The organism is Nocardioides sp. dk884 (assembly GCF_009557055.1).
Taxonomy (GTDB): Bacteria; Actinomycetota; Actinomycetes; order Propionibacteriales; family Nocardioidaceae; genus Nocardioides.
Genome location: NZ_CP045649.1, coordinates 666,440 through 689,504, shown reverse-complemented (window position 1 = coordinate 689,504; position 23,065 = coordinate 666,440). Strand labels below are relative to the sequence as shown.

The 23,065-nt window shown below is 73.1% G+C and carries 22 protein-coding genes and 2 tRNA genes; 11 read left to right on the top strand and 13 right to left on the bottom strand.

Annotated features, from left to right (window positions below):
- Nucleotides 1-4: 4 nt before the first annotated feature.
- Complete coding sequence (locus GFH29_RS03325; protein ID WP_228387738.1) at nt 5-508, bottom strand: LytR C-terminal domain-containing protein; 504 nt, start codon at nt 506-508, stop codon at nt 5-7.
- Nucleotides 509-511: 3 nt separating this feature from the next.
- Nucleotides 512-808 carry a DUF3263 domain-containing protein gene (locus GFH29_RS03320; protein ID WP_153322036.1) on the bottom strand — a complete coding sequence of 99 codons (297 nt, stop codon included), beginning with the start codon at nt 806-808 and terminating at the stop codon, nt 512-514.
- 154 nt (nt 809-962) lie between these two features.
- Between GFH29_RS03320 and GFH29_RS03315 the strand changes: the two genes are divergently transcribed.
- Nucleotides 963-1,991 carry a Gfo/Idh/MocA family protein gene (locus tag GFH29_RS03315; protein WP_153322035.1) on the top strand — a complete coding sequence of 343 codons (1,029 nt, stop codon included), beginning with the start codon at nt 963-965 and terminating at the stop codon, nt 1,989-1,991.
- On the opposite strand, the gene GFH29_RS03310 is transcribed toward GFH29_RS03315, so the two are convergent.
- Both GFH29_RS03310 and GFH29_RS03305 read right to left on the bottom strand, forming a co-directional pair.
- Nucleotides 1,970-2,617 (bottom strand): response regulator, encoded by a 648-nt coding sequence (locus GFH29_RS03310; RefSeq protein WP_153322034.1) that lies wholly within the window; start codon nt 2,615-2,617, stop codon nt 1,970-1,972. The two genes, GFH29_RS03315 and GFH29_RS03310, sit on opposite strands and share 22 nt — an antisense overlap.
- Nucleotides 2,614-3,933 carry a sensor histidine kinase gene (locus GFH29_RS03305; RefSeq protein WP_228387737.1) on the bottom strand — a complete coding sequence of 440 codons (1,320 nt, stop codon included), beginning with the start codon at nt 3,931-3,933 and terminating at the stop codon, nt 2,614-2,616. Before GFH29_RS03305 ends, GFH29_RS03310 begins: the two co-directional genes overlap by 4 nt.
- Before the next feature lie 138 nt (nt 3,934-4,071).
- Here GFH29_RS03305 and GFH29_RS03300 point away from each other — a divergent pair, with 138 nt between their 5' ends.
- The gene (locus GFH29_RS03300; RefSeq protein ID WP_228387736.1) at nt 4,072-5,499 is read left to right on the top strand and encodes an alpha,alpha-trehalose-phosphate synthase (UDP-forming); all 1,428 of its coding nucleotides are present in this window, start codon (nt 4,072-4,074) and stop codon (nt 5,497-5,499) included.
- Nucleotides 5,500-5,514: 15 nt separating this feature from the next.
- The gene (locus GFH29_RS03295; RefSeq protein ID WP_153322032.1) at nt 5,515-6,600 is read left to right on the top strand and encodes an SGNH/GDSL hydrolase family protein; all 1,086 of its coding nucleotides are present in this window, start codon (nt 5,515-5,517) and stop codon (nt 6,598-6,600) included.
- Nucleotides 6,601-6,606: 6 nt separating this feature from the next.
- Here GFH29_RS03295 and GFH29_RS03290 read toward each other — a convergent pair whose 3' ends face one another.
- Nucleotides 6,607-8,160, bottom strand: a complete 1,554-nt coding sequence (locus tag GFH29_RS03290; RefSeq protein ID WP_153322031.1) for an FMN-binding glutamate synthase family protein — start codon at nt 8,158-8,160, stop codon at nt 6,607-6,609.
- Between the two features lie 38 nt (nt 8,161-8,198).
- Between GFH29_RS03290 and GFH29_RS03285 the strand changes: the two genes are divergently transcribed.
- Genes GFH29_RS03285 through GFH29_RS03265 form a run of 5 tightly spaced genes read left to right on the top strand, consistent with a single transcriptional unit; the run spans nt 8,199 to nt 13,705 of the window.
- On the top strand, nt 8,199-9,377 hold the full coding sequence (locus GFH29_RS03285; protein WP_153322030.1) for an alpha/beta fold hydrolase: 1,179 nt from the start codon (nt 8,199-8,201) through the stop codon (nt 9,375-9,377).
- Between the two features lie 30 nt (nt 9,378-9,407).
- Entirely contained in the window at nt 9,408-10,736 is a 1,329-nt protein-coding gene (locus tag GFH29_RS03280; protein ID WP_228387735.1) for an MFS transporter, read from the top strand.
- Entirely contained in the window at nt 10,733-12,172 is a 1,440-nt protein-coding gene (locus GFH29_RS03275) for a pyridoxal phosphate-dependent decarboxylase family protein (protein ID WP_153322029.1), read from the top strand. The genes GFH29_RS03280 and GFH29_RS03275 overlap by 4 nt, the downstream gene beginning before the upstream one ends.
- Before the next feature lie 32 nt (nt 12,173-12,204).
- Nucleotides 12,205-12,861: a uracil-DNA glycosylase gene (locus GFH29_RS03270; RefSeq protein ID WP_153325606.1), complete on the top strand. Its 657-nt coding sequence runs from the start codon at nt 12,205-12,207 to the stop codon at nt 12,859-12,861.
- Nucleotides 12,862-12,889: 28 nt separating this feature from the next.
- Complete coding sequence (locus GFH29_RS03265) at nt 12,890-13,705, top strand: dioxygenase (RefSeq protein WP_228387734.1); 816 nt, start codon at nt 12,890-12,892, stop codon at nt 13,703-13,705.
- Nucleotides 13,706-13,804: 99 nt separating this feature from the next.
- On the opposite strand, the gene GFH29_RS03260 is transcribed toward GFH29_RS03265, so the two are convergent.
- Genes GFH29_RS03260 through GFH29_RS03250 form a run of 3 tightly spaced genes read right to left on the bottom strand, consistent with a single transcriptional unit; the run spans nt 13,805 to nt 18,064 of the window.
- The gene (locus GFH29_RS03260) at nt 13,805-14,764 is read right to left on the bottom strand and encodes an aldo/keto reductase (protein WP_228387733.1); all 960 of its coding nucleotides are present in this window, start codon (nt 14,762-14,764) and stop codon (nt 13,805-13,807) included.
- 48 nt (nt 14,765-14,812) lie between these two features.
- Nucleotides 14,813-16,438, bottom strand: coding sequence for a succinic semialdehyde dehydrogenase (locus tag GFH29_RS03255; protein ID WP_153322028.1), 1,626 nt, complete (start codon nt 16,436-16,438; stop codon nt 14,813-14,815).
- A gap of 3 nt (nt 16,439-16,441) precedes the next feature.
- Nucleotides 16,442-18,064 carry a GMC family oxidoreductase gene (locus GFH29_RS03250; RefSeq protein ID WP_153322027.1) on the bottom strand — a complete coding sequence of 541 codons (1,623 nt, stop codon included), beginning with the start codon at nt 18,062-18,064 and terminating at the stop codon, nt 16,442-16,444.
- 149 nt (nt 18,065-18,213) lie between these two features.
- Here GFH29_RS03250 and pdxY point away from each other — a divergent pair, with 149 nt between their 5' ends.
- Entirely contained in the window at nt 18,214-19,065 is an 852-nt protein-coding gene (gene pdxY, locus GFH29_RS03245) for a pyridoxal kinase PdxY (protein ID WP_153322026.1), read from the top strand.
- A gap of 43 nt (nt 19,066-19,108) precedes the next feature.
- Here pdxY and GFH29_RS03240 read toward each other — a convergent pair.
- The 3 genes from GFH29_RS03240 to GFH29_RS03230 form a co-directional block, all read right to left on the bottom strand.
- A tRNA-Thr gene (locus GFH29_RS03240) sits at nt 19,109-19,184 on the bottom strand.
- 97 nt (nt 19,185-19,281) lie between these two features.
- Nucleotides 19,282-20,046 carry an SDR family NAD(P)-dependent oxidoreductase gene (locus tag GFH29_RS03235; RefSeq protein ID WP_153322025.1) on the bottom strand — a complete coding sequence of 255 codons (765 nt, stop codon included), beginning with the start codon at nt 20,044-20,046 and terminating at the stop codon, nt 19,282-19,284.
- A gap of 29 nt (nt 20,047-20,075) precedes the next feature.
- On the bottom strand, nt 20,076-20,801 hold the full coding sequence (locus GFH29_RS03230) for an SDR family NAD(P)-dependent oxidoreductase (protein WP_194288905.1): 726 nt from the start codon (nt 20,799-20,801) through the stop codon (nt 20,076-20,078).
- Nucleotides 20,802-21,080: 279 nt separating this feature from the next.
- Here GFH29_RS03230 and GFH29_RS03225 point away from each other — a divergent pair, with 279 nt between their 5' ends.
- Both GFH29_RS03225 and GFH29_RS03220 read left to right on the top strand, forming a co-directional pair.
- Complete coding sequence (locus GFH29_RS03225; protein WP_153322023.1) at nt 21,081-21,641, top strand: DUF222 domain-containing protein; 561 nt, start codon at nt 21,081-21,083, stop codon at nt 21,639-21,641.
- Nucleotides 21,642-21,653: 12 nt separating this feature from the next.
- Nucleotides 21,654-22,160, top strand: coding sequence for an HNH endonuclease signature motif containing protein (locus GFH29_RS03220; RefSeq protein ID WP_153322022.1), 507 nt, complete (start codon nt 21,654-21,656; stop codon nt 22,158-22,160).
- A 10-nt stretch (nt 22,161-22,170) separates the two neighbouring features.
- On the opposite strand, the gene GFH29_RS03215 is transcribed toward GFH29_RS03220, so the two are convergent.
- Together GFH29_RS03215 and GFH29_RS03210 are read right to left on the bottom strand one after the other, a co-directional pair.
- A complete protein-coding gene (locus GFH29_RS03215; RefSeq protein WP_153322021.1) occupies nt 22,171-22,938 on the bottom strand; it encodes a 2-phosphosulfolactate phosphatase in 768 nt (255 codons plus the stop codon).
- Between the two features lie 25 nt (nt 22,939-22,963).
- Nucleotides 22,964-23,039, bottom strand: a tRNA-Arg gene (locus GFH29_RS03210).
- Nucleotides 23,040-23,065: the final 26 nt, after the last annotated feature.

Sequence of the window (23,065 nt, the reverse complement as noted above, 5' to 3'; positions counted from 1 at the left end):
GGAGCTAGTTCAGCGGACCGGTGAGGATGACCGTCAGCCGGTCGAACTTCATCGGGGCGACGGCGGTCTGGACCCGCTCGATGCCGAGGTCCTTGGCCAGCACCGCTGCGGCACGCTCGAGGCGGGCCGGGTGGTAGACGGTGGTCGCGGGGATGGTGCCGTACCAGTTGTCGGCGCCGACGACCTGCCAGCCGACGTCGCTGGCGCGCGAGGAGACCTCGCCGGCGAGACCGGAGATGCCGGAGTTGTTGTAGACCTCGACGTAGACCTTGGCGCGCTCGACGGCGGGCTTGGGCTTCTTCTTCCGCGGCTCGCGAGCCGGCTCCGTCGCGGACGGCTCGGGGGTCGGCGTCGCGGTGGTCTCGGGCTGGGCGACCGGCGTGATGTCACGCTCCACGGGCTCATCGGAGCGGGTCGCGACGAAGGCGACCGCCGCCATCACGACCGCGACGATGCTGAGCAGCACCACCGGGGAGGGGAAGACGCCACTGCGCTGGAGACGAGCCACGGCTCAGACCTCGAAACCGAGGCGGCGCGCGGAGCGCTGACGCTGACGGGCCGCACGCAGACGGCGCAGGCGGCGCACCAGCAGCGGGTCGGCCTCGAGGGCCTCGGGACGGTCGATCAGCGCGTTGAGGACCTGGTAGTAGCGCGTGGAGCTCATGTCGAACTCCTCGCGGACCGCTGTCTCCTTGGCGCCGGCGTACTTCCACCACTGGCGCTCGAAGGCGAGGATCCGGGTGTCGCGGTCGCTGAGACCCGACGGGGTGTCGTCCGCGGTGTCGTGGAGTGCGTTCGCGGCATCCATGCGATGTCTCCCTGAGTTGCGGCCGGGGTGCGGCTGAGGTGCGGTGCGAGCGTCTCTCGCGCGTGTCCGCGGCCCACTGTAGACGGCGAACCACACCGATGTCATTCAACGCCCCCGGCTGGTGTGGCGGGCGTCGCTTGCCTAGGTTCGCGGGATGACGGCCACCCCCGAACCCGTGCGCTGGGGCATCCTCGCCACCGGCAAGATCGCCCACTCCTTCGCTCGCGACCTGCTCCTGGTCCCCGGCGCGGAGCTGGTCGCCGTCGGCTCGAGGCGCCTGGAGTCCGCGCGCCGCTTCGCCGCGGCGTACGACGTCCCGGCGGCGTACGGCTCCTACGCCGAGCTGGTCGCCGACCCGGCCGTCGAGGTCGTGTACGTCGCCAGCCCGCACGCCCTGCACCTCGAGCACGCGCGTCTCGCCTTCGAGGCCGGCAAGCACGTGCTGTGCGAGAAGCCGCTGACGCTCTCGCGGGCCGAGGGCGAGGAGATGGTGCGCCTGGCCCGCCACCACGACCGCTTCCTCATGGAGGCGATGTGGACAGCTACCCACCCGGTCGTGCGGCAGCTCGTCGGCGACGTCCGCGCCGGCCGCTTCGGCACCCCCCACCAGCTCACCGCCGAGCTCGGCTTCCACGTCGAGGTGCCGCCCGAGGACCGGATGGTCAACCCCGACCTGGGCGGCGGCGCGCTGCTCGACATGGGCGTCTACCCGCTCACCTTCGCCCACCTCGTGCTCGGCGAGGCCGAGGAGCTGCACGGCGTCGCGACCCTCTCCCCCGCCGGCATCGACCTCGACGTAGCGATCACCGGCCGCTACCCCGGCGGCGCGCTGGCCACGATGAGCGCCTCGATGACGTCGTGGTCCTCGCGCACCGCCGCGCTCGCGACCGACCGCGGCCGGATCCTCGTGGAGGACTTCCACCACCCGACGGCCGCGCGCTTCGTGCCGTACGCCGAGGGCAGCAACGACGACTCCGCCCTCGGCGAGGTCGTGGAGCTCACCGGCGCCGAGCCGGTGATCGGGCGGGGCTACGGCAACGAGGCGGCCGAGGTGGGCCGCTGCGTGCGCGCGGGCCTGCGCGAGAGCCCGCTGGTCCCGCACGCCCAGACCCTGGCCGTCCTCGGCCAGCTCGACGACCTGCGCACCCAGATCGGGGTGGTCTACCCCGACGAGCGCAGGTAGCGCACCACGGCCGACACCCGGCGGTGGGCGGTGTCGTCGTCGGGGCGCAGCCCGAGCTTGGCGAAGATCCGTTGGGTGTGCTTCTCGACCGCCCCCGCGGTCACCACCATCGCCTCCGCGATCGCGGCGTTGGAGCGGCCCTCCGCCATCAGCGCCAGCACCTCGCGCTCGCGTGGCGTCAGGGCGGCGACCGGGTCGCGGTGGCGGCCCATCAGCTGGCGCACGACCTGCGGGTCCAGCGCGGTGCCGCCACCGGCCACCTGGTCGAGGTCGGCCAGGAACGAGTCCAGGGCGCCCACCCGGTCCTTGAGCAGGTAGCCCACCCCGCCCTCACCGGCCGCGAGCAGCTCGTCGGCGTAGGAGACCTCGACGTACTGCGAGAGGACCAGGACCCGGGCCCCCGGCCAGGCGCGGCGCACCTCGACGGCCGCGCGCAGCCCCTCGTCGGTGTGGGTGGGCGGCATCCGCACGTCCACGATCCCGAGGTCGGGGCGGTGCTCGAGCACCGCGTCGACGAACGACGGACCATCGGCGACTGCGGCAACCACCTCGTGCCCGGCCTCCGCGAGCAGCAGCTGGAGCCCCTCGCGCAGCAGGAAGGAGTCGTCCGCGACCACGATCCTCATCCGGCCGCCAGCGGGATCCGGGCGGTGACCACTGTCGGCCCGCCGACGGGCGAGTCCACCTCGAGGCGGCCCTCGGCCGCCGCGACCCGCTGCGCGAGCCCGGCCAGGCCGAGACCCTTCGCGGGGTGGGCGCCACCGGCGCCGTCGTCGGCGACCCGCACCAGCAGCGCACCGTCCTCCGTGCGGACCTCGAGGCGGGCGCCGGACGCCGCGCTGTGCTTGGCGACGTTCGTGAGCGCCTCGCTGGCCACGAAGTACGCCGTCGTCTCGACGTGCGGGGACAGCTGCGCGGGAGCCTGGACCGTGGCCTCGACCGGTACGGCGCTGCGCGCGGCGAGATCCTCCAGCGCGACCTGCAGCCCGCGGTCGACCAGCAGCGGCGGGGCGATGCCGCGCGAGAGCCGGCGCAGCTCCTCGACGGTCTCGCGGGCCTGCTCGAGCGCGCCGTCGATGGTGCCGGCGACGGCCTCCGGGTCGCGTTCGAGCTGGCGCCGTGCCCGGCCCAGGTCCATGCTCAGGCGCACCAGCCGCTGCTGGGGCCCGTCGTGGATGTCGCGCTCGAGGCGGCGCAGCGAGGCGGCCTCGGCCGCTCGTGCGGCGCTCCGGCCGTCCGCCGCCCGGCGCACCTCCGCCTGCAGGTCGGCGCGGGAGGAGAGCAGCACCCGCGCGGTGCCGGCGTGCAGGAGGGTGACCAGCCGGACGGCGTACGGCAGGGTCAGCGCGGCGACCGCGCCGATGGCGAGGTTGAGCAGGCTCTCCGCGAGCCGCCCGTCCCCGAGGCCGAGCAGCTCGGCGAGCCCGCCGTTGTCCTGCGCGGGCAGGAAGACCTGCCAGGCCCAGTAGCTCAGGCCGCCGAGTGCCACCGCCCACCACAGCAGCGTCACGGCGAACGCCAGCGTCGCGGTGACCAGGCCGACCACGCACCACACCACGTCGAGCCAGGACTGCGGGTCGCGCAGCGCGGTCATCCCCCGGCGCCAGATGCCCGCCCCCTGCGGGGCGCACAGGTACGCCGGCGTCGCGGCCGTCCGGGCGAGCATGACCCGCTGGCGGTAGCGCTCCAGACGTGCGAAACCGCGGGCCACCTGGGTGCCCACCGCGATCAGCAGCACCCCGCCGACGAGGACCGAGAGCCCGACCCCGAGGGCCAGGTCGACCACCACGAGCACGAACGCCGGCAGCGCCAGCACGAACGCCGAGAGCGCGTAGCCGGACTCGGCCAGCACCCGACGCACGCCCGAGGGGCGCTTCGCCGGTGCGGTCTCGACGCTCGTCGGGGTGCTCATCGCCTCTGCTGGGTACACCGTCTGTGTCATGACACAGACGCTAGAAAACACAGGACTCCGGCACGATCCTGCCAGCACCCGTCTCCGTGGTGGGGCCAGCCCGACCACCGGTCCCGACCGTCGAACCACGCGGCCCGCGCGCTGGGCCCTGACCCCTAGGGTGTGAGCGTGCCGAACAACCTCGTGATCGTGGCCAACCGGCTCCCCGTCGACCGGGTCGAGCAACCCGACGGCACCCCCGGTTGGCGCCTGTCCCCCGGCGGCCTGGTGACCGCCATCGAGCCCGTGATGCGGGCCAACGGCGGCGTGTGGCTGGGCTGGCCCGGCGGCACCGACGAGGAGCTCGAGCCGTTCGAGCACGACGGCATGAACCTGGTCCCGATGTCGATGAGCCGCCTCGAGGTCGAGCGGTTCTACGAGGGGATGAGCAACGCCACCCTGTGGCCGCTCTACCACGACCTCGTCGCCAAGCCGCAGTTCCACCGCGAGTGGTGGGACTCCTACGTCGCGGTCAACCGCCGCTTCGCCGACAAGGCCGCCTCGCTGGCCGCCGAGGGCGCCACGGTGTGGGTCCACGACTACCAGCTCCAGCTGGTGCCGCAGATGCTGCGCGAGCTGCGCCCGGACCTGCGCATCGGCTTCTACCTGCACATCCCGTTCCCGCCGGCGGAGCTGTTCCAGCAGCTGCCGTGGCGCCGCCAGATCCTCGAGGGGCTGCTCGGTGCCGACCTGGTCGGGTTCCAGGGCACCGGCGCGGCGCAGAACTTCGTGCGCCTGGTGCGCCAGCGCGTCGGCCACAAGACCCACCGCGACCTGGTCTACCTGCCCGACGGACGCACGGTGCGCGCCCACGCGTTCCCGATCTCCATCGACTCCCAGGGCTTCGAGGAGCTGTCCACCTCCCCGGCGGTCATCGAGCGCGCCAGCGCGATCCGCGAGGCGCTGGGCAACCCGCGCAAGATCTTCCTGGGCATCGACCGCCTCGACTACACCAAGGGCATCTACGCCCGCCTGCGCGCGTACGCCGAGCTGATCCAAGAAGGCCACTTCGACGTCGAGGACGCGGTGTTCGTGCAGGTCGCGGTGCCCTCGCGCGAGCAGGTCGAGCAGTACCGGATCCTGCGCGACGACATCGACCGCCTCGTCGGGCGCATCAACGGCGACCTGGGCCGCATCGGGCGCCCGGCGATCAGCTACCTGCACTCCTCCTACCCGCGCGAGGAGATGGCCGCGCTCTACCGGGCCGCCGACATCATGGTCGTCACGCCGTACCGCGACGGCATGAACCTCGTCGCCAAGGAGTACGTCGCGTGCCGCACCGACGCCACCGGCGCGCTGGTGCTCTCGGAGTTCGCGGGGGCGGCCGACGAGCTGCGCCAGGCCTGGCTGGTCAACCCCTACGACATCAACGGGATGAAGGCGGCCCTGCTCGACGCCTACCGCGCCGATGCCAAGGAGCTGACCCGGCGGATGAAGGCGATGCGTCGCACCGTCACCCAGCACGACGTGGCCCGGTGGGCGCAGAGCTTCATGACCGAGCTCGCCGACGTCCGCATCGATCACGGGAAGACGATGCGCCCGCCGGCCGCTTCCTGACACACTCGGCCCGTCATGATCTCGTCTCGGGCCGCTCGCTCCTCCCCCGCGGCGACCGTCGTCGTGCTGGCCGCACTCGCCCTGCTCGCCGGCCTCCTCCCGCTGCTCGCGACTCCCCCGGCCGCGGCTGCGGCCGGCGGTGAGCCCGGCGCGTCGGGGCGGCAGGCGACGCCGCTGCGGGTGATGTTCGTGGGCGACTCGATCACCCAGGGCCGCAGCGGCGACACGACGTACCGCTACTGGGTGTGGCGCGCGCTGGCCCAGCAGTCGGTCCCGGTCCGCTTCGTCGGGCCGACCACCGGCCTGCGCGGGGGCGAGACCTACCTGCGCACCGACCTCGGCTTCCAGACGGCGCACGCTGCCGCCGGCGGGTCGGGCTACGCCGACCACCTGCCGCTGCTGCGCAAGCGGGTGCGCGCCCACCGCCCGGACGTGATCGTGCTCGGGCTCGGCTTCAACGACGCCCGGGCCCATGGGGCCGCGGAGATCCTCGCCGACGTCGGCCGCTACCTGCGGCGGGCCTGGCGCATCGACCCGCGGATCCGCTTCGTGCTCAACGAGGTGACCACCAGCTCGGTCACCAAGGCGTTCACCAACACCCGGCGCCTCGAGGTGGACCGCGGCCTGCGGCGCCTGGCCGCCGGCGACGACCGTGTGCAGGTGGCCCGCATCGTCTCGCGCGGCCCCCGGGCCTGGGTGCCGGAGCTGCACACCTACGACGGCACGCATCCCACCCCCACCGGCGAGACGAGCATCGCCCACGGGGTGCTGCGCGCCCTCCAGCGCCACGGCCTCGCGCCGGCGGCGGGCCGGGTGTTCACCCGCCGCGACTGGGACCCCGGGCTGGTGCCCGCCGACGTCGCGGTCGACGGCGTCGACGTCACCGCGACGGTGCCCGCGTGGCGCACCGTCTCCGCCCGCGAGCTGCAGGTCCTGGCCCTCGACGAGGCCGGCGGCACCGTCGCGAGCAGCGCGTGGACGGCTGCGGCGCGGGTGTCCGTGCGCGTGCCGGGGCCGGGGAGCTACACCCTGCGCGTCGTCGCGCGCCGCGGCACCATGACCGGCGTCCCCGGCCCGGCGACGCCGGTCGTGGTCGGCTGAGCAGGCTCACCCGGCCGGCGGGACCACAGGGCGTGGGGTGGCCCGCATCAGCTCCTCGATCTCGGCGCGCAGGTGCGGGCCGGGCACGCCCCAGCCCTGCTGGTAGCCGTAGACCTCGCGCAGCGAGGTGGCCGAGCGGACGCCCTCGGCGAGGTCGATGTCGTCGGGACCGATCAGCGCCGGGTGCGGGACCCCGACCGCCTCGGCGACCTTGAGCAGGTCGCGGCGCAGCGCGAGCAGGTAGTGCGCCGCTCGGTCCGCCTTCAAGGTGGGGTCCAGGCCCCGTGCCAGGCGCGGGTCCTGGGTGGCCACGCCGGTCGGGCACTTGTCGGTGTGGCACTTCTGGGCCTGGATGCAGCCGATCGAGAGCATCGCCTCGCGCCCCACGTTGACCATGTCCGCGCCGAGGGCGAAGGCCACCACGGCGTTCTCGGGCAGCCCCAGCTTGCCGGCGCCGATGAACGTGACGTCGTCGCTGAGCCCCGCGGCGGCGAAGCGGCGGTAGACCTCGGCGAACCCGATCCGGAACGGGTAGGCCACCGAGTCGGCGAACACCAGCGGCGCCGCGCCGGTGCCGCCCTCGCCGCCATCGATGTTGACGAAGTCGACCCCGCGTCCGCCGGCGGCCATCTGCTCGACGAGGTGGTCCCAGAAGGTCAGGTCGCCGACCGCTGACTTGATCCCGACCGGCAGCCCGGTCTCCGCGGCCAGCAGCTCGACGAAGTCGAGCATCGAGTCGACGTCGTCGAAGACCGCGTGCCGGCTCGGGGACGCGCAGTCGCGGCCCGCGGTGATGCCGCGGATCTCGGCGATCTCGGAGGTCACCTTCGCCCCCGGCAGCATGCCGCCGAGCCCGGGCTTGGCGCCCTGGGACAGCTTGATCTCCAGGGCCCGCACCGGCGCCGAGGCGACCAGGTCCTTGAGCCGGGCGAGGTCGAAGTGGCCCTGGTCGTCCCGGCAGCCGAAGTACGACGTACCGATCTGGAAGACGAGGTCACCGCCGTTGCGGTGGTACGGCGAGAGGCCGCCCTCGCCGGTGTTCTGCAGCGCACCGGTGGCGGCGGCGCCGCGGTTGAGCGCCTCGATCGCCTGGCGCGACAGCGACCCGAAGCTCATCCCGGAGATGTTCACCACCGAGGCGGGCCGGAACGACTGGGCGCGGGCGCGGGCCGCGCCGATCACCTTGGCGGCCGGCAACGGCACGCCCTCCTCGGCGTGCCGTCCGGTGCCGGCGCCGGAGCCGGCGAAGGTCCGGTGCTTGATGACCACCTGGCCCGAGACGTTCTCGATGTCGTTGTCGGTGCCGAACCCGAAGTAGGAGTTCTCCCCCTTCGCCGAGGCGTAGACCCAGCGGCGCTGGTCGCGGCTGAAGGGCCGCTCCTCGTCGTTGGAGGTGACGATGTACTGGCGCAGCTCGGGCCCGAAACGCTCCAGCTGGAAGCGCAGATGCCCGATCACGGGGAAGTTGCGCAGGATCGCGTGCTTGCGCTGCACCAGGTCGTGCACGGCCACGGCACCCAGCGCGGCAGTGCCGGCGGCGGCGGTTCGGGTCCACTTCATGCTCCCCGTGTACCCCGTCGTGGAGGTAGCGTGCCCGGATGGACCTGATCCCCAAGCCCGAGCAGGTCGTCTCGGCGGCAGGCAACGTCGCCCACAAGCTGCTCTACGGCGGGATCGCCGACGTGCGCCCGATGCCGCGCACCCTGATCGACGAGGGCACCCTGCGCCAGGTCCACCACTACCACCCGGACCCGGAGGTGGAGAGCGCCTCCGGCGACCCGGTCCTGCTCGTCACCCCGCTGGCCGCACCCGCGATCTGCTTCGACCTGCGCCGCGGCTGCTCCCTGGTCGAGCACCTGGTCGGCCAGGGCCGGGCGACCTACCTCGTGGAGTACGGCGCGGTGTCCTTCCGCGAGCGCCACCTCGGCATGGAGCACTGGGTCGACGACGTGCTCCCCGCGGCGATCCGGGCGGTCTCGGCGCACGCCGGCGGCCGTCCGGTGCACGTGATCGGCTGGAGCCTGGGCGGCATCTTCGCGCTGCTCACCGCCGCCGACGACCCCGGCCTGCCGATCGCCTCCCTGACCGTGCTGGGCTCGCCCACCGACGTCTCGCAGGTGCCGCTGGTCGCGCCGCTGCGCCCGCTGCTCGACGTCACCGGGGGCCGCGGCCTGGTGACCCGGGCCTACCGGGCGATGGGCGGGGCGCCGCAGCCGCTGGTGCGCTGGGCCTTCCAGCTCTCCTCCTTCCAGAAGCTGGTGACCAAGCCTCTCGCCATCGCGGTGAACCTCGACGACACCGAGTTCCTCGCCCAGATCGAGGCGGTCGACCGGTTCACCGCCCACATGGTGGCCTACCCCGGTCGCAGCTTCGGGCAGCTCTACCACCGCTTCCTCAAGGCCAACATGCTCCACACCGGCAGCATGGAGCTCGGCGAGCGCACCATCGACCTGTCCGCCATCACGGTCCCGGTGCTGGTCGTCGCCGGCGCCAACGACGCCATCGCCCCGGTGCGCGCCGTCGAGGCCGTGCTGCCGCACCTGACCGGCTCCCCCGACGCGCGCCTCGAGGTGGTCCCCGGTGGCCACCTCGGCATGCTCACCGGCCGCGGCGCGCGGGACAGCACCTGGGTGGCGCTCGACGAGTGGCTCACCGAGTGGTCGGACATCGCGCCCCGGCGCCGCGGTCGCCGCCGGACCCCGCGCGGCGGCACCGGCATCGGCACCAACCCCGAGCGCCGCCACGGCTCCGGCGGGTCCCGCGCGCTGGTCCACTGACCCGGCCCGCCCGCCGCTAGCCTGCGGCACGTGAGCGCGCCAGTGATCCAGGACACGTCCCTGCCCCGCCGGGTCCGCATCGGCTACGGCTCCGGGTCGGTCGCGACCGGCGCCTTCGGCACCGTGCCCGGGCTGATGCTGCTGCCCTACCTGACCGACGAGATCGGCCTCGCCGCCGGGCTGGCGGGCGTGGTGGTGTTCGTGCCGAAGGCCTGGGACGTGCTGCTCAACCCGGTCGCGGGCCGCATCAGCGACCGGACCACCGACCCCCGCGGCCCGCGGCGCCCCTGGCTGCTGCGCGCCGGCGTCGTGCTCGCGGTCACCTTCGCGCTGATCTTCGCCGCCCCGGCGATGCCGACCGCGCTGGAGACCGCCTGGGTGCTGGTGCTGTTCTTGGCCTGTGCCTCGGCGTACGCGTTCTTCCAGGTGCCGTACGTCTCGATGCCCGCCGAGATGACCCCGTCGTACGACGAGCGCACCCGGCTGATGACCTGGCGGGTGGCGATCCTGGCGCTGACGATCCTGCTCGCCGGCGCGAGCGCGCCGTTGATCCGCGACGAGGTGGGCGGGCGCGACGGCTACCGGCTGATGGGCCTCGTGATGGCGCTGGTGATCCTGGCCGGCGCCGTCGCGGCGTACCTCGGCACCCGCCACGCGCCGGTCGGCGCGGTCCAGCCGGGGGCCGGCTCGCTGCGCGACCAGCTGCGCATCGTCGCCGGCGCGCGGGACTTCCGACTGCTGCTGAGCACCTTCGTGGTGCAGGCGCTCGCGGTCGGCTGCGTGCTGGCCGGGGTCGACTACCTCGCCGAGGACGTGCTCGAGAGCACCGGCGCGGTGACGGCGCTGTTCGCCTGCTTCGTGGCCCCCGCGTTGCTGCTGACGCCGGTGTGGGCCGCGGTGGGCCAGCGGGTCGGCAAGAAGGCCGGCTACGTCGCCTCCTCGCTGCTGCTCGCGGCCGGCTCGCTGGTCGCGGTGCTCGCCGACTCGGCGCCGACGGGGGTGCTGTTCGCGGCGGTGGCGGTGAGCGGGGTCGGGTACGCCGGCTGCCAGGTGTTCCCGATGGCGATGATGCCCGACGCCGCCGCGCTCGACACCCGGCGCACCGGCACCAACCGGGTCGGGGTCTACACCGGCGTGTGGACCGCCGGGGAGACCTTCGGCCTGGCGCTGGGCCCGGCGGTCTTCGCGCTGGTGCTGCAGCTCGGTGGCTACCGTTCCGGCAGCGGTGTGGTCCAGCCCGACTCCGCCGTCACCGCGATCGTGGTGGGATTCTCGCTGCTGCCGGCGGCGCTGGTCCTGCTCAGCCTGTGGTGGCTCGCCCGCTACTCCCTCGACGCCTCGGAGGTCGACGCCGCATGAACCCACCCGCTCCCGGCTCCACCCCCGCCACCGTGCTCGACCGGCTCCGCGAGCTCCAGGCGGGAGACCTGCCGGTGATCGGCGGGCGCACCCTGGCCTACGTCTACGACTCCGGGCTCGCCGAGGTCGACCGGGTCGGACGCGAGGCGGTGGCGGCGTACGCCGGCTCCAACGGCCTGGACCCGACCGCATTCCCCAGCCTGCTGCAGATGGAGAACGAGCTGGTCGGGTTCGCCCTCCGCCTGCTGGACGGGCCGGACGGGGCGGTCGGCACCCTCACCAGCGGCGGCACCGAGTCGGTGCTGCTGGCGGTCCAGGGCGCGCGGGACAGCCGCCCCGACGTCACCCGTCCCACCATGGTGATCCCCTCGACCGCGCACGCCGCCTTCCACAAGGCCGCGCACTACTTCGGCGTCGAGGCACGGGTGGTGCCGGTGGGTCCGGACTTCCGCGCCGACGCCGCCGCCATGGCCGCGGCCATCGACGACACCACCGTGCTCGTCGTGGCCAGCGCCCCCTCCTACGCCCACGGCGTCGTCGACCCGGTCACCGCGATCGCGGCCGCGGCGCGCGGCGTGCGCTGCCACGTCGACGCCTGCATCGGCGGCTGGGTGCTGCCGTACGCCGCCCGGCTGGGGCGCCCGGTCCCGGCCTGGACCTTCTCGGTCCCCGGCGTCACCTCGATCTCGGTCGACCTGCACAAGTACGCCTACGCACCCAAGGGCAGCTCGCTGCTGCTGCACCGCAGCCCCGCGCACCGGCGCCCGCAGTTCTTCGCCTCCGCGGCCTGGCCGGGCTACACGATGCTCAACGCCACCATGCAGTCCACCAAGTCCGGCGGCCCGCTGGCCGGCGCGTGGGCGGTCGTGACCACGCTGGGCGACGCGGGCTACGAGCGGCTCACCGCCGACGTGCTGGCCGCGGTGGACCGGATCGTCGCGGGGGTCGCCGCGCTGCCGGAGCTGCACCTCGTCGCCGAGCCGGACTCCACGCTCCTCGCGCTCGGCACCGACGCGACCTGCGACCCGTTCACCGTCTGCGACGAGATGGCCGCGCGCGGCTGGTACGTCCAGCCGCAGATGCGCTTCGCGGGCGCCCCCGCCACGATCCACCTCTCGGTCAGCGCCGCCACCCTCGCGGGGGTCGAGGACCTGCTGGTCGCGCTGCGCGAGTCGGTGGCCGCCGCCGTCGCGGCCGGGCCGGTGCGCGTGGACCCCGACGTCGCGGCGTACGTCGAGGCGCTCGACCCCGCGCACCTCAGCGACGCCGACTTCGAGGGGCTGCTGGCCGCCTCCGGGCTCGCGGCCGAGGGCGACGACGGCGCGCTGGTGCTGCCCGCGCGGATGGCCGACGTCAACGCGCTGCTCGACCTGGCCAGTCCCGTCATGCGCGAGGCGCTGCTGGTCACCTTCCTGGATCGGCTGGCGCGCCCGTGAGCGCGCTCGCCGAGCTCGTCGACCGCGGCCTGATGGCGCCCGACTGGGCGCGGGCGCTGGCCCCCGTCGACGACACGATCGCGGCGCTCGGCGGCTTCCTGCGCGCGGAGCTGGCCGCCGGACGGCCCTACCTCCCGACCGGGGAGCGGGTCTTCCGTGCCTTCGAGCGGCCGCTGGCCGACGTGCGGGTGCTGGTGGTGGGCCAGGACCCCTATCCCACGCCCGGCCACCCGATCGGGCTGAGCTTCGCCGTCGACGCCGACGTACGCCCGCTGCCGCGCAGCCTGGCCAACATCTACCGCGAGGCGGAGGCGGACCTGGGGATCGCGATGCCCGAGCACGGCGACCTCACCGCCTGGGCCGACCGTGGCGTGATGCTGCTCAACCGAGTGCTGACCGTGCGTCCCGGCGAGCCCGGCTCGCACCGGCGACAGGGCTGGGAGCAGGTCACCGAGTGCGCGATCCGCGCGCTGGCCGCCCGCGGCGGCCCGCTGGTCGCGGTGCTGTGGGGCCGCGACGCGCAGTCGCTGACCCCGCTGCTCGGCGGGGTGCCGATCGTCGCGTCGGCGCACCCCTCCCCGCTCTCGGCTCGCCGCGGGTTCTTCGGCTCGCGGCCCTTCAGCCGCGTCGACGCGCTGCTGGTCGAGCAGGGCGGGAGCCCGGTGGACTGGACGCTCCCGAAGGAATAAGGTTGAAATTGCAACCTTTGGAGTGATCATGAACGTGACGTCCCCGAGCAGCACCGGCCCCTCGCCCCGCAGCACCGACCGGATGCCGGCCCTCTACCTCGGGCACGGCGCTCCCCCGCTGCTCGACGACCCGGTGTGGTCGGGCCAGCTCGCCGCCCTCGCCCGCGACCTGCCGCGCCCGAAGGCGATCCTGATCGTCAGCGCCCACTGGGAGTCCGCCCCGCTGAGCCTCACCGGCAACGGTGCCCCGCTGGTCTACGACTTCGGCGGCTTCGACCCGAAGTACTACCGGATGACCTACGCGACCCCGGACAGCACCGCGCTCGCGCAGCGGGTCGCGGCGATGATGCCCGACACCGAGCCGGTCCACCAGCACGTCAGCCGCGGGCTCGACCACGGCGCCTGGGTGCCGCTGAAGATCATGTATCCCGAGGCCGACATCCCGGTGCTGCAGATGTCGCTGCCGACCCACGACTCGGAGCGGCTGATGCGCCTGGGCGCGCGCCTGCGCCCGCTACGCGACGAGGGCGTGCTGGTGATCGGCTCGGGGTTCCTCACCCACGGCCTGCCGTTCCTCACCGAGTTCCGCATCGACGCCGCGGCGCCGGGCTGGTCGCGCGAGTTCGACGCGTGGGCGGCCGAGGCGCTCGCGCGCGGGGACGTCGACGAGCTCGCGGCGTACCGCGACCGCGCGCCCGGGATGCCCTACGCCCACCCCACCGTGGAGCACTACACGCCGCTGTTCGTCGCGCTCGGCGCCGGCACCGCCCCCGAGACCCCGGCCGAGCAGATCATCGACGGCTTCTGGATGGGCCTGTCCAAGCGCAGCCTGCAGCTCGCCTGACCCGACGCCGAGTCGGCGCGAATGGCGGCGCGAGTCGGCGCGAATGGTTGCGCGAGTCGGCGCCAATGGCTGCGGGCCGCGGGGCGGTCGCCCGCCCGCTCAGCGCGCGGTGAGGTCGTCGAGGACCACCAGGTCGGCGCGGGTGGGCTGCCAGCGCAGCACCGCCGCGTTGGCGCGGACCTGCTCGCCCGAGGTGGCTCCCGAGATCACCGAGGCGACAGCGGGCTGGGCCGCCAGGCCCGCGATCGCCACGTCGAGCACGCTGAGGTCGCGCTCCGCGGCGTACTGCTCGAGGGCCTCGATGCGGTCCCAGTCGGCGCCGGCCAGCCAGCTGGCGCGGCTGGGCTCGAGCTGGGCGCGCGAGCCAGCCGGCGCCTGCTCGCCACGGCGGTACTTGCCGGTGAGCAGGCCGAACTCGAGGGGGAAGAACGGCAGTACGCCGAGCCCGAAGGTCTCGCAGGCGGGCACGACCTCCTCCTCGAGGCGGCGGTCGAGGAGCGAGTAGCGGTTCTGCGCCGACACGAACCGCTCCAGGCCAGCGGAGCGGGCGGTCCAGTCGGCGTCGGCGACCTGCCAGGCGGCGAAGTTGGAGCAGCCGATGTAGCGGACCTTGCCCTCGCGGACCAGGTCGGTGAGCGCCGACAGCGTCTCCTCGACCGGGGTCACGCCGTCGGGGCGGTGCAGCTGGTAGAGGTCGAGGTGGTCGGTGCCGAGGCGGCGCAGGCTCGCCTCGACCGCGCGGCGCACGTAGCGCCGCGAGGCCCGCGCGCCGTGGTCGGGACCGTTCGCGCCGCGCATGTCCATGCCGAACTTGGTGGCCACCACGAAGTGCTCGCGCTGCCCGCGCAGCGCCTCGCCGAGCAGCTCCTCGCTGCCGCCGGGCCGCCCGCCGTACACGTCGGCGGTGTCGAGCAGCGTCACTCCGGTGTCGCGGGCCGCGGCGAGGATGTCCCGCACCCCGTCGAGGTCCACGCGTCCGCTGAAGGCGTTGCAGCCGACCCCCACGGTGCTCACCATCAGCCCGGAGTCACCGAGCGGTCGGTAGGTCATGTCCGTCATGGGCCGGAGGCTAGCGCGACGGCACCCACCGATCGGGCCGACAGACGCTCACCGGATCCGGAAGCGCCGCATCATCCGCAGCCCGGACAGCATCTGCTCGACGTAGGCGTCGTAGTCCTGGCCCGGGCGGATGCCCATCACCTGCTTCTTCAGCACCGCAAGGTTCTGCACGTCGGTGTACTTCAGCAGGCCCTGGTCGCCGTGCCGGGCGCCGACGCCGGACTGCTTGATCCCGCCGGACGGCGTCCCCTTCGAGGCGTACGCCGTGGCGAGGGCGTCGTTGACGTTGACGTTGCCGGCCTCGATGCGGCGCGCGACCCGCTCGGCGCGGGCGACGTCGCTGCCCCACACCGACGCGTTGAGCCCGTAGTCGGTGTCGTTGGCCAGCGCGATCGCCTCCTCCACGGTGCGGTAGCGGTGCAGCGCGACCACGGGCCCAAAGGTCTCGGTGACCCCGCACTCCATCTCCGAGGTGACCCCCTCGAGGATCGTGGGCTCGAAGAACGCCGGGCCGAGGTCGGGGCGCGCCCGTCCGCCGGTGACCACGTGGGCGCCCTTGGCGACCGCGTCCTCGACGTGGGCGTAGACCCGCGCCATGTGGTCGGGTGAGATCAGCGACCCGACGTCCGGCCCGAAGTCGTACGCCGCGCCGAGCTCGAGCGCCTGCGTGGCGGTGACGAAGGCGGCCTTCAGCTCGTCGTACCGGCTGTCGGGCAGGTAGATGCGCTCGATGTGCATGCAGATCTGCCCGGTGTTGCCGAAGACCCCGAACAGCGCGCCGTTGACCCACTCCGCGGCGTCGACGTCGTCGAGCACGACCATCGGGTTCTTGCCGCCGAGCTCGAGGCAGCAGCCGATCAGGTTGCGCCCGGCGCGCTCGCCGATCACCCGACCGGTCGCGGTCGAGCCGGTGAACATCACGTAGTTGGCGCGGTCGATGAGCGTCGGGCCCACGTCGGGGCCCTCGCCGCAGACCACCTGGAACAGCCCCTTCGGCAGCCCGGCGCGCTCCAGCAGCGCGATGCCGTGCAGCGGGGACAGCGCGGTCTTGTTGTCCGGCTTGAGCACCACGGCGTTGCCGGCCATCAGCGCGGGGATCGCGTCGGAGAGGCCGGTGGCGAACGGGAAGTTCCACGGCGCGATGATCGCGACGACGCCCTTGGGCCGGCGGATCTCGGTCGAGGTGGACACCAGCGGGACCGGGCCGCCGCGGGTGGTCCGGCGCAGCAGCCGGGGCGCGCGCTTGAGGTAGTGGCTGATCACCATCGGCGGGTCGCAGGTCTCCTCGACCGCCATCCGCCGGTTCTTGCCGCTCTCGGCCTGGATCAGGTCCGCCGTCGTGTGGGTGCTCTCCAGCAGCAGGCGGTGCGCGGTGCGGAAGACCCGCAGCCGCTTGCGCACCGGCCACGCAGCCCAGATCCGCTGCGCCTCGCGGGCCCGGACGAACGCCTCCTCGATGTCGGCCGGGCTCGACTGCGGGAGGTCGATGAGCTTCTCGCCGGTGTAGACCTCGGTCAGCGGCCATGGTGCGGCGCCCGAGGAGGGCACCCGTGCCACGAGCCCGCGCAGGAAGGCGTCGGTGAGCGAGGCCGGGCGGGTCGGGCGCAGCGGGGTCGCAGCGGCTGCGGCGTCGGTTAGCCCGGTGGCGCTGGCGGTGGCGCTGGCGATGTCCATGGCTCAGGCCTTTCCGAGGACGAGGGCGGCACCGCGCTCGCCGATCATGATCGCGGGAGCGTTGGTGTTGCCGCCGGTGATCGACGGCATGATCGAGGCGTCGGCGACCCGCAGGCCCTCGATGCCGCGGACCTTGAGGTCGGGGGTGACCACCGCGCGCTCGTCGGTGCCCATCCGCGCGGTGCCCACCCCGTGGTAGACCGAGGTGGCCCGGTTCAGGATCTCGCTGCGCAGCTGCGGGCCGCGTACGCCGTCGCCGGGATGGATCTCGCTCTTGACCGCTCCCCCGAACGCCGCGGAGCCGAAGATCTCGCGCACCATCTCGGTGCCCTCGACGAGGGTGTCGAGGTCCCGGGAGTCGGCCAGGTAGTTGGGGTCGATCAGGGGCGTCGCGGTCGGGTCCGCGGAGGCCAGGCGCAGGGTGCCCCGGCTGCGCGGATAGATCAGCGTGGTGAGCACCGTCAGCGCCGGGCGCTGGTCGACGTCGTGGCGCACCGGCGCGTCCTGGTTGGGCGAGACGTAGGCCCAGGGCAGCAGGTGCAGCTGGAGATCGGGCACGTCGGCGGCCTGGGAGGTGCGCACGAAGCCCACCGACTCGAAGACCGAGTTGGCCAGGAAGGTGCCGCCGCGAGTGAGCTCCTTGGCCAGGCCCTTGGCGAAGAACAGCGCGCTGCCGCGCAGCGTCGAGGAGGTCGCGTGGAAGGTCAGCGCGTGGAACATGTGGTCGTGCAGGTTGTCGCCGACCGGGAGGTCAGCGACGCAGGTGATGCCGTGCTGCGCGAGGTGCGCGGCCGGGCCGATGCCGGAGAGCATCAGGATCTGCGGCGTGCCGATGAAGCCGGCCGAGAGGATGACCTCCTTGCCCGCGCGCACCACCCGACTGCCGCCGTCCTTGTCGCGCACCCGCACACCGACCGCGCGTCCGTTCTCGATCACGACCTTGGTCACGAGCACCCGGGTCTGCACCTCGAGGGTGCGCGGGGCGAGGTGATGGATGTAGCCGCGCGAGGCGCTGTAGCGCAGCCCGTCCGCGGCGTTCTGCTGCATCCGCCCGACGCCCTCCTGGGAGGCTCCGTTGTAGTCGTCGAGGACCTTGACGCCCAGGGTCTCGGAGGTGGCCTGGATGAACTGCAGCGTGCCCTCCTGCGGGCGCGGGTTGACCCCGACCCGGATCGGGCCGCCGGCACCGCGGTAGGCGTCGGCGCCGCCCTCGTAGTCCTCCATGCGCTGGTACGCCGCGTTGACACTGTCGGCGTCCCAGCCGGTGCAGCCCTCGGCGGCCCAGGAGTCGTAGTTGGCGCGGTTGCCGCGCACGTAGACCATCCCGTTGACCGAGCTGGAGCCGCCGAGCACCTTGCCCCGCGGGGCGGGCATCCGGCGCCCGAGGATGTGCTGCTGCGGCACCGTGTAGTAGCCCCAGTCATTGATCCGCTTGATCCGCGGCTCGGCGTGCATCGGCCCGATCATCCCGGGCTTCTTGGTGAGCAGCTGGTTGTCGCTGCGCCCGGCCTCGAGCACGATCACGCTCGCGCCGGACTGCGCCAGCCGGCCGGCCATCGCGGCACCCGCGCTGCCGGAACCGACGACGACGTAGTCGGCCTCGTTCGAGTAGGGAGTCTTGGCCATCTCAGTTACCTCGTTCGGGCCGACGGGCGGTCACATACTGACGGAATGTATGCGTGGTCACACTACGCCAACGACTGGAACGAGTTCTAGTTCTGCCCGACCTTCGGCTGTTCCGAGAATCCGTAGGTCGCGGGGGACACAATGGCGCCATGAAGCTGCTGTCCATCCAGTCCTCGGTCGCCTACGGCCACGTCGGCAACTCCGCTGCCGTCTTCCCGCTCCAGCGGCTCGGGCACGAGGTGTGGGCGGTCAACACCGTGCACTTCTCCAACCACACCGGGTACGGCGCGTGGCGCGGCCCGATGCTCCCGGCCTCCGATGTGCGCGACGTCGTGATCGGCGTGGAGGAGCGCGGCGCGTTCCCCGACGTCGACGCGATCCTGTCCGGCTACCAGGGCGGCGAGGACATCGGCGAGGTGATCATCGACGCCGTGGCGCGGGTCAAGGCGGCCAACCCGGCGGCGACGTACACCTGCGACCCGGTGATGGGCAACGCCCGCTCGGGCTGCTTCGTGAACCCCGCGATCCCAGTCCTGCTGCGCGAGAAGGTCGTGCCGGTCGCCGACATCATCACGCCCAACCAGTTCGAGCTCGGCTACCTCACCGACACCGAGCCGCGCACCCTCGACGACATCCTGGCCTCGGCCGACGCGGCCCGGGCGATGGGCCCGAGCACGGTGCTGATCACCAGCGTCGAGCGGTCCGACCGTCCCGAGGACACCATCGAGATGATGGTGGTCAACGGCGACGGCGCCTGGCTGGTGCGCACGCCGTACCTCCCGATGAAGGCCAACGGCTCCGGCGACATCACCTCGGCGCTCTTCACCGCCCACCTGCACACCACCGGCGACCCGGCGGTGGCCCTGGGCCGCACCGCCTCCTCGGTCTTCGGCGTGCTGCGCACGACCCTGGAGAGCGGCGAGCGCGAGCTGCAGATCGTCGCCGGCCAGGAGCACATCGCGCATCCGGCCGAGGAGTTCGAGGTCGAGCGGGTCCGCTGAGCGGACCGCTCGGATCACCCGCTCGGATCATCGAGCGGGACTGTGGAGCCGGTGACAGGGGTCGAACCCGCGACATCCTCATTACAAATGAGGCGCTCTACCAACTGAGCTACACCGGCGCGGCCCGATCCGGGCCGACGGCCATGCTAGCCAGCACGGCTCGTCGGCGCGGCGTCGGGCGCTGCTGCGTGGGACGACGGGCGCCCCGGAGCAGCCCTAGGAGAAGAAGGTGCCCCCACCGTCGACGTTGATCGTGCAGCCGGTGACATAGCCGGCGTCCGGCCCGGCGAGGAAGACCGCCGCCCGCCCGACGTCGGCCTCGGCGTCGCCGGCGCGCGGCAGCGAGAGGCGGCGCAGGACGCCCTTGAGCTCGTCGGGACGCTCGTCGTAGTGGGCCTTCGCGCCCTCGGTCAGCACGAACGGCGCCAGATTGTTCACAGTGATCCCGTGGCGCCCCCACTCCCGCGCCGCGACCCGAGTCAGGCCGCCCACGCCGGCCTTCGCCGCGACGTACGCGCCGTAGCCCGCGAGACCGCCCGGGTCGGAGGCGGAGCGCAGGTTGATGATGCGGCCGCCGCCCTCCTCCAGGGTCCCCTTGAGGTGCGGGAAGCAGGCGCGCATGAAGTAGTACGTCGCCTTCGGACCCGTGTCGAGCGCGAGGTCGATGTCGGCGTCGGTGGCGTCCTCGAAGCGGCTCTGGGCCGAGGCCATCGCGTTGTTGACCAGGATGTCGACGGTGCCGAAGCGCTCCACCACCTGGGCCACACTGGCGTCGACCTGCCCGGAGTCGCGGATGTCGCAGCCCAGCCCGAACGCCGGCGCATGCTGCTCCAGCTCCGCCGCCATCGCCTCGGCGCCTGCGGCGTCGAGGTCCAGGACCGCGACCCGGGCCCCCTCCTTGGCGAACGCCCGCGCGATCCCCGCACCCACGCCACGCGCGGCGCCGGTCACCAGCGCGACCTTGCCGTCCAGCACTCCCATACCTGCTCCCTCGCTCGTCTGTCCTGTGCTCAGCTCATGAACCCGTCGATCGCCAGCACCTCACCCGTGACGAATCGGGCCTGCGGCGAGGACAGGTAGCGGATCGACTCCGCCACCTCCTGCGGCGAGATCGTCCCGGGGAACTGCATGTGCAGTCGCTCGGCGACCTTCGGGTCCAGGTCGGTGGGGTACGTCGAGGCCACCTGGGCCACCATCGGAGTGTCGATGGTGCCGGGGCACACGGCGTTGACGCGGATGCGGCGCGAGGCCAGCTCGAGGGCGAGGTTCTTGGTCAGCTGGACCAGCCCGCCCTTCGAGGCACCGTACGCCGCGGCGTACGGCTGCGGGACGCGACCGGCCACCGACGCCACGTTGACCACACAGCCGGGACCGACCTCCAGCAGCGGCAGCGCCGCCTGGGTCAGCAGGAACGGGCCCTTGAGGTTGACCGCCAGCACCCGGTCCAGCTCGGCCTCGTCGATCCGCTCGAAGCGGCCGAACTGCACGATGCCGGCCACGTTGGCGAGCACGTCGATACGGCCGTGCTGCCCGCACACCGCGACCGCCGCGTCGACCGCCGCCTTGCTCGAGACGTCGCACTCGACGTACGTCACGCCCTCGGGCACGGTCGCGGCGCGGTCGAGACCGAAGACGATCTCACCGGCATCACGGAACATCTCGGCGGTCGCGAACCCGACCCCGGAGGCGGCGCCGGTGACCACCACGACGCGCTGCGTCTGCTGCTCGCTGCTCATGGCGCGGACGCTAGCGCACCGCGGTGGAACAGGTTCCAGATCGCTGCCGATGATCGGGACCGAGTGCCACCCCATCGCCGGGCGCACCCCACCGGTCGAGCTCGTCGAGCCCACGGCCGAGGAACCTGAAACAGCGGTGGAGAAACCCTTGTCGTCGAACGTGCGTTCGAGCAAGATGAGGCATGGCCGACCACGAGCTCCCCGACTGCGACACCCCAGCCGCCGTGCTGGCGTTCGCGCAACGCCGCCGGGCTGCCGCCCAGCGAGGGGACGCCGCTGGTGGCGGAGTTCGCACCCATGGAGTTCGGCGCGGCGATCGGCATGTCCACCGACTCCGCGCGGTCCTTGGTCGGTGACGCGCTGGAGTTGGCGCACCGGCTGAAGCAGACCTGGAAGCTGGTCCGGGCCGGCAAGGTCCCGCTCTGGAAGGCCCGGCGGTTGGCGCAGCTGACCACCACCCTGCCGTTGGACGGCGCGGAGTTCGTGGACCGCCAGGTGGCCGGGTTCGTCGGGAAGATCAGCTGGGCCGGGATCGAGCGGCTCGTCGACCAGGCCCGCGTGATGTTCGATCCCGAGGGTGCGGAGAAGCAGCGCCGCGAGGCTGCTGACGGTCGCCGCTTCGACGTCCACACCGACGAGGCCACCCACGACGGCACCGTCCACGTCGAGGGGGTTCTCGACCTCGGCGACGCGATCGACCTGGACGCCGCGGTCCGCCAGGGCGCGGAGGAGCTCGCGGCCCTTGGCTCCACCGAGTCGTTGGACGTGCGCCGATCCATCGCTGTGGGCGAGCTCGCCCGGCGCCAGCTGGCCTTCGACCTCCGGGCCGAGGCGGGCTAGGGCGCCGCGTCGGTGGTGAAGCCCCGCCAGGCGGTCATCCACGCGCACCTCTCCCACGCGGCGATCTCCCGCGATGAGGCAGGTATCGCGCACGTCGAGGAGACCCGGTCCATCGTGTCGACCGACCAGGTCCGCGACTGGTGCAGCGGCGACGCCCAGGTGACGGTCAAGCCGGTGATCGACCTCGAGGCCCACCACCACACCGACGCCTACGCGATCCCTGACCGGCTCGCCGAGCAAACCCGTCTGGCCCAGCCGGTGTGCGCGTTCCCGTGGTGCGAACGCCCTGCGCGGCGTTGCGACACCGACCATGTGGTCGCCCACGGCACCGGCGGCCCGACGTGCAGCTGCAACCTCGCCCCGCTCTGCCGGCGCCACCATCGGGCCAAGACCCACACCGCGTGGACCTACGACAAGACCGACGCCGCGACGTACCTCTGGCGATCCCCACACGGGCTGCACCTGATCAAGGAACGCGGCACCACCCGCCTCGTCACCGCACACCCACCCGACCAGTAGCCGCTTGCGGCTACCCGGCGGGGCCGAACGAACCGCCCGCCAGCACCGGGACAATGTCGGAGACGCTCAGGGCCGCCGCCGCACTCACGTCTGCCGCGAAGCCCTTGCTCGCGAGCTCCCGTCCTCCGACGCACCTCGCCATCCGTTCCCCGAGATCGTCCTGGGCGGCTGCGAAGAGGTCCACCGCCGCTGCGGCCTCCGGGCTCATCAGGTCCCCGTGGCCCAGCCGCGCCAGCGACCAGAGGATGGCGCCCGCGCCGAGGTGGTCCTCCAGCGCGGGCCGCAACGAGTCGTCGCTGCTCCACCGCTCACCCGCAGCGATGACCGCGACCGACAGCCCCCTCTCCAGAGCCGGCGCCAGCCACTCAGCGACCGCCCCGGCGTTGCGCAAGCAGCCGGCCACCACCTCGGCCCCTGTCTCCCGCAGCGCCTCGGCGATCGTCGATCCGTTCGGCGAGGGCAGGACGAGTCGTGGCACCACCTCGCACTCGAGGAGGCCAGCGGGCGACAGCGACGGGGCCGGGATCCCACCCTCCTTCGTCGCCTCGAGCCGGCCGACCGCGAGCACGGCCGCGTTCTCCCGGGCGAACTCGGCCGCCTCGGCGTCCTTCCAGCGGTACGGATAGACGCGCATGCCGCGCTCGACAGCGATGCAGACCGAGGTGGAGAAGCTCAGGACGTCGACCACGACCGACACGTCGGCGCGCGCTGCACGTGCACCGACCGGCCCCCAGTCCATGCGGAGACCGAAGGATCCCTGCCCGAAGAGGTCCGCCATGGGCCAGACAGTAGCGAGGCCGAGGTGGTGCCCCAGGCAGGAATCGAACCTGCGACCTTTCGCTTAGGAGGCGGCTGCTCTATCCGCTGAGCTACTGGGGCCTGGTCACGGGCGCTCACGCTGAGGA

What these genes read in the sequence shown, in the direction of transcription:
- GFH29_RS03320 (WP_153322036.1), bottom strand. Translation starts at nt 808, where the DNA reads ATGGATGCCGCGAACGCACTCCACGACACCGCGGACGACACCCCGTCG.
- GFH29_RS03315 (WP_153322035.1), top strand. Translation starts at nt 963, where the DNA reads ATGACGGCCACCCCCGAACCCGTGCGCTGGGGCATCCTCGCCACCGGC.
- GFH29_RS03310 (WP_153322034.1), bottom strand. Translation starts at nt 2,617, where the DNA reads ATGAGGATCGTGGTCGCGGACGACTCCTTCCTGCTGCGCGAGGGGCTC.
- GFH29_RS03305 (WP_228387737.1), bottom strand. Translation starts at nt 3,933, where the DNA reads ATGACACAGACGGTGTACCCAGCAGAGGCGATGAGCACCCCGACGAGC.
- GFH29_RS03295 (WP_153322032.1), top strand. Translation starts at nt 5,515, where the DNA reads ATGATCTCGTCTCGGGCCGCTCGCTCCTCCCCCGCGGCGACCGTCGTC.
- GFH29_RS03290 (WP_153322031.1), bottom strand. Translation starts at nt 8,160, where the DNA reads ATGAAGTGGACCCGAACCGCCGCCGCCGGCACTGCCGCGCTGGGTGCC.
- GFH29_RS03285 (WP_153322030.1), top strand. Translation starts at nt 8,199, where the DNA reads ATGGACCTGATCCCCAAGCCCGAGCAGGTCGTCTCGGCGGCAGGCAAC.
- GFH29_RS03275 (WP_153322029.1), top strand. Translation starts at nt 10,733, where the DNA reads ATGAACCCACCCGCTCCCGGCTCCACCCCCGCCACCGTGCTCGACCGG.
- GFH29_RS03270 (WP_153325606.1), top strand. Translation starts at nt 12,205, where the DNA reads ATGGCGCCCGACTGGGCGCGGGCGCTGGCCCCCGTCGACGACACGATC.
- GFH29_RS03265 (WP_228387734.1), top strand. Translation starts at nt 12,890, where the DNA reads ATGAACGTGACGTCCCCGAGCAGCACCGGCCCCTCGCCCCGCAGCACC.
- GFH29_RS03260 (WP_228387733.1), bottom strand. Translation starts at nt 14,764, where the DNA reads ATGACGGACATGACCTACCGACCGCTCGGTGACTCCGGGCTGATGGTG.
- GFH29_RS03255 (WP_153322028.1), bottom strand. Translation starts at nt 16,438, where the DNA reads ATGGACATCGCCAGCGCCACCGCCAGCGCCACCGGGCTAACCGACGCC.
- GFH29_RS03250 (WP_153322027.1), bottom strand. Translation starts at nt 18,064, where the DNA reads ATGGCCAAGACTCCCTACTCGAACGAGGCCGACTACGTCGTCGTCGGT.
- pdxY (WP_153322026.1), top strand. Translation starts at nt 18,214, where the DNA reads ATGAAGCTGCTGTCCATCCAGTCCTCGGTCGCCTACGGCCACGTCGGC.
- GFH29_RS03235 (WP_153322025.1), bottom strand. Translation starts at nt 20,046, where the DNA reads ATGGGAGTGCTGGACGGCAAGGTCGCGCTGGTGACCGGCGCCGCGCGT.
- GFH29_RS03230 (WP_194288905.1), bottom strand. Translation starts at nt 20,801, where the DNA reads ATGAGCAGCGAGCAGCAGACGCAGCGCGTCGTGGTGGTCACCGGCGCC.
- GFH29_RS03215 (WP_153322021.1), bottom strand. Translation starts at nt 22,938, where the DNA reads ATGGCGGACCTCTTCGGGCAGGGATCCTTCGGTCTCCGCATGGACTGG.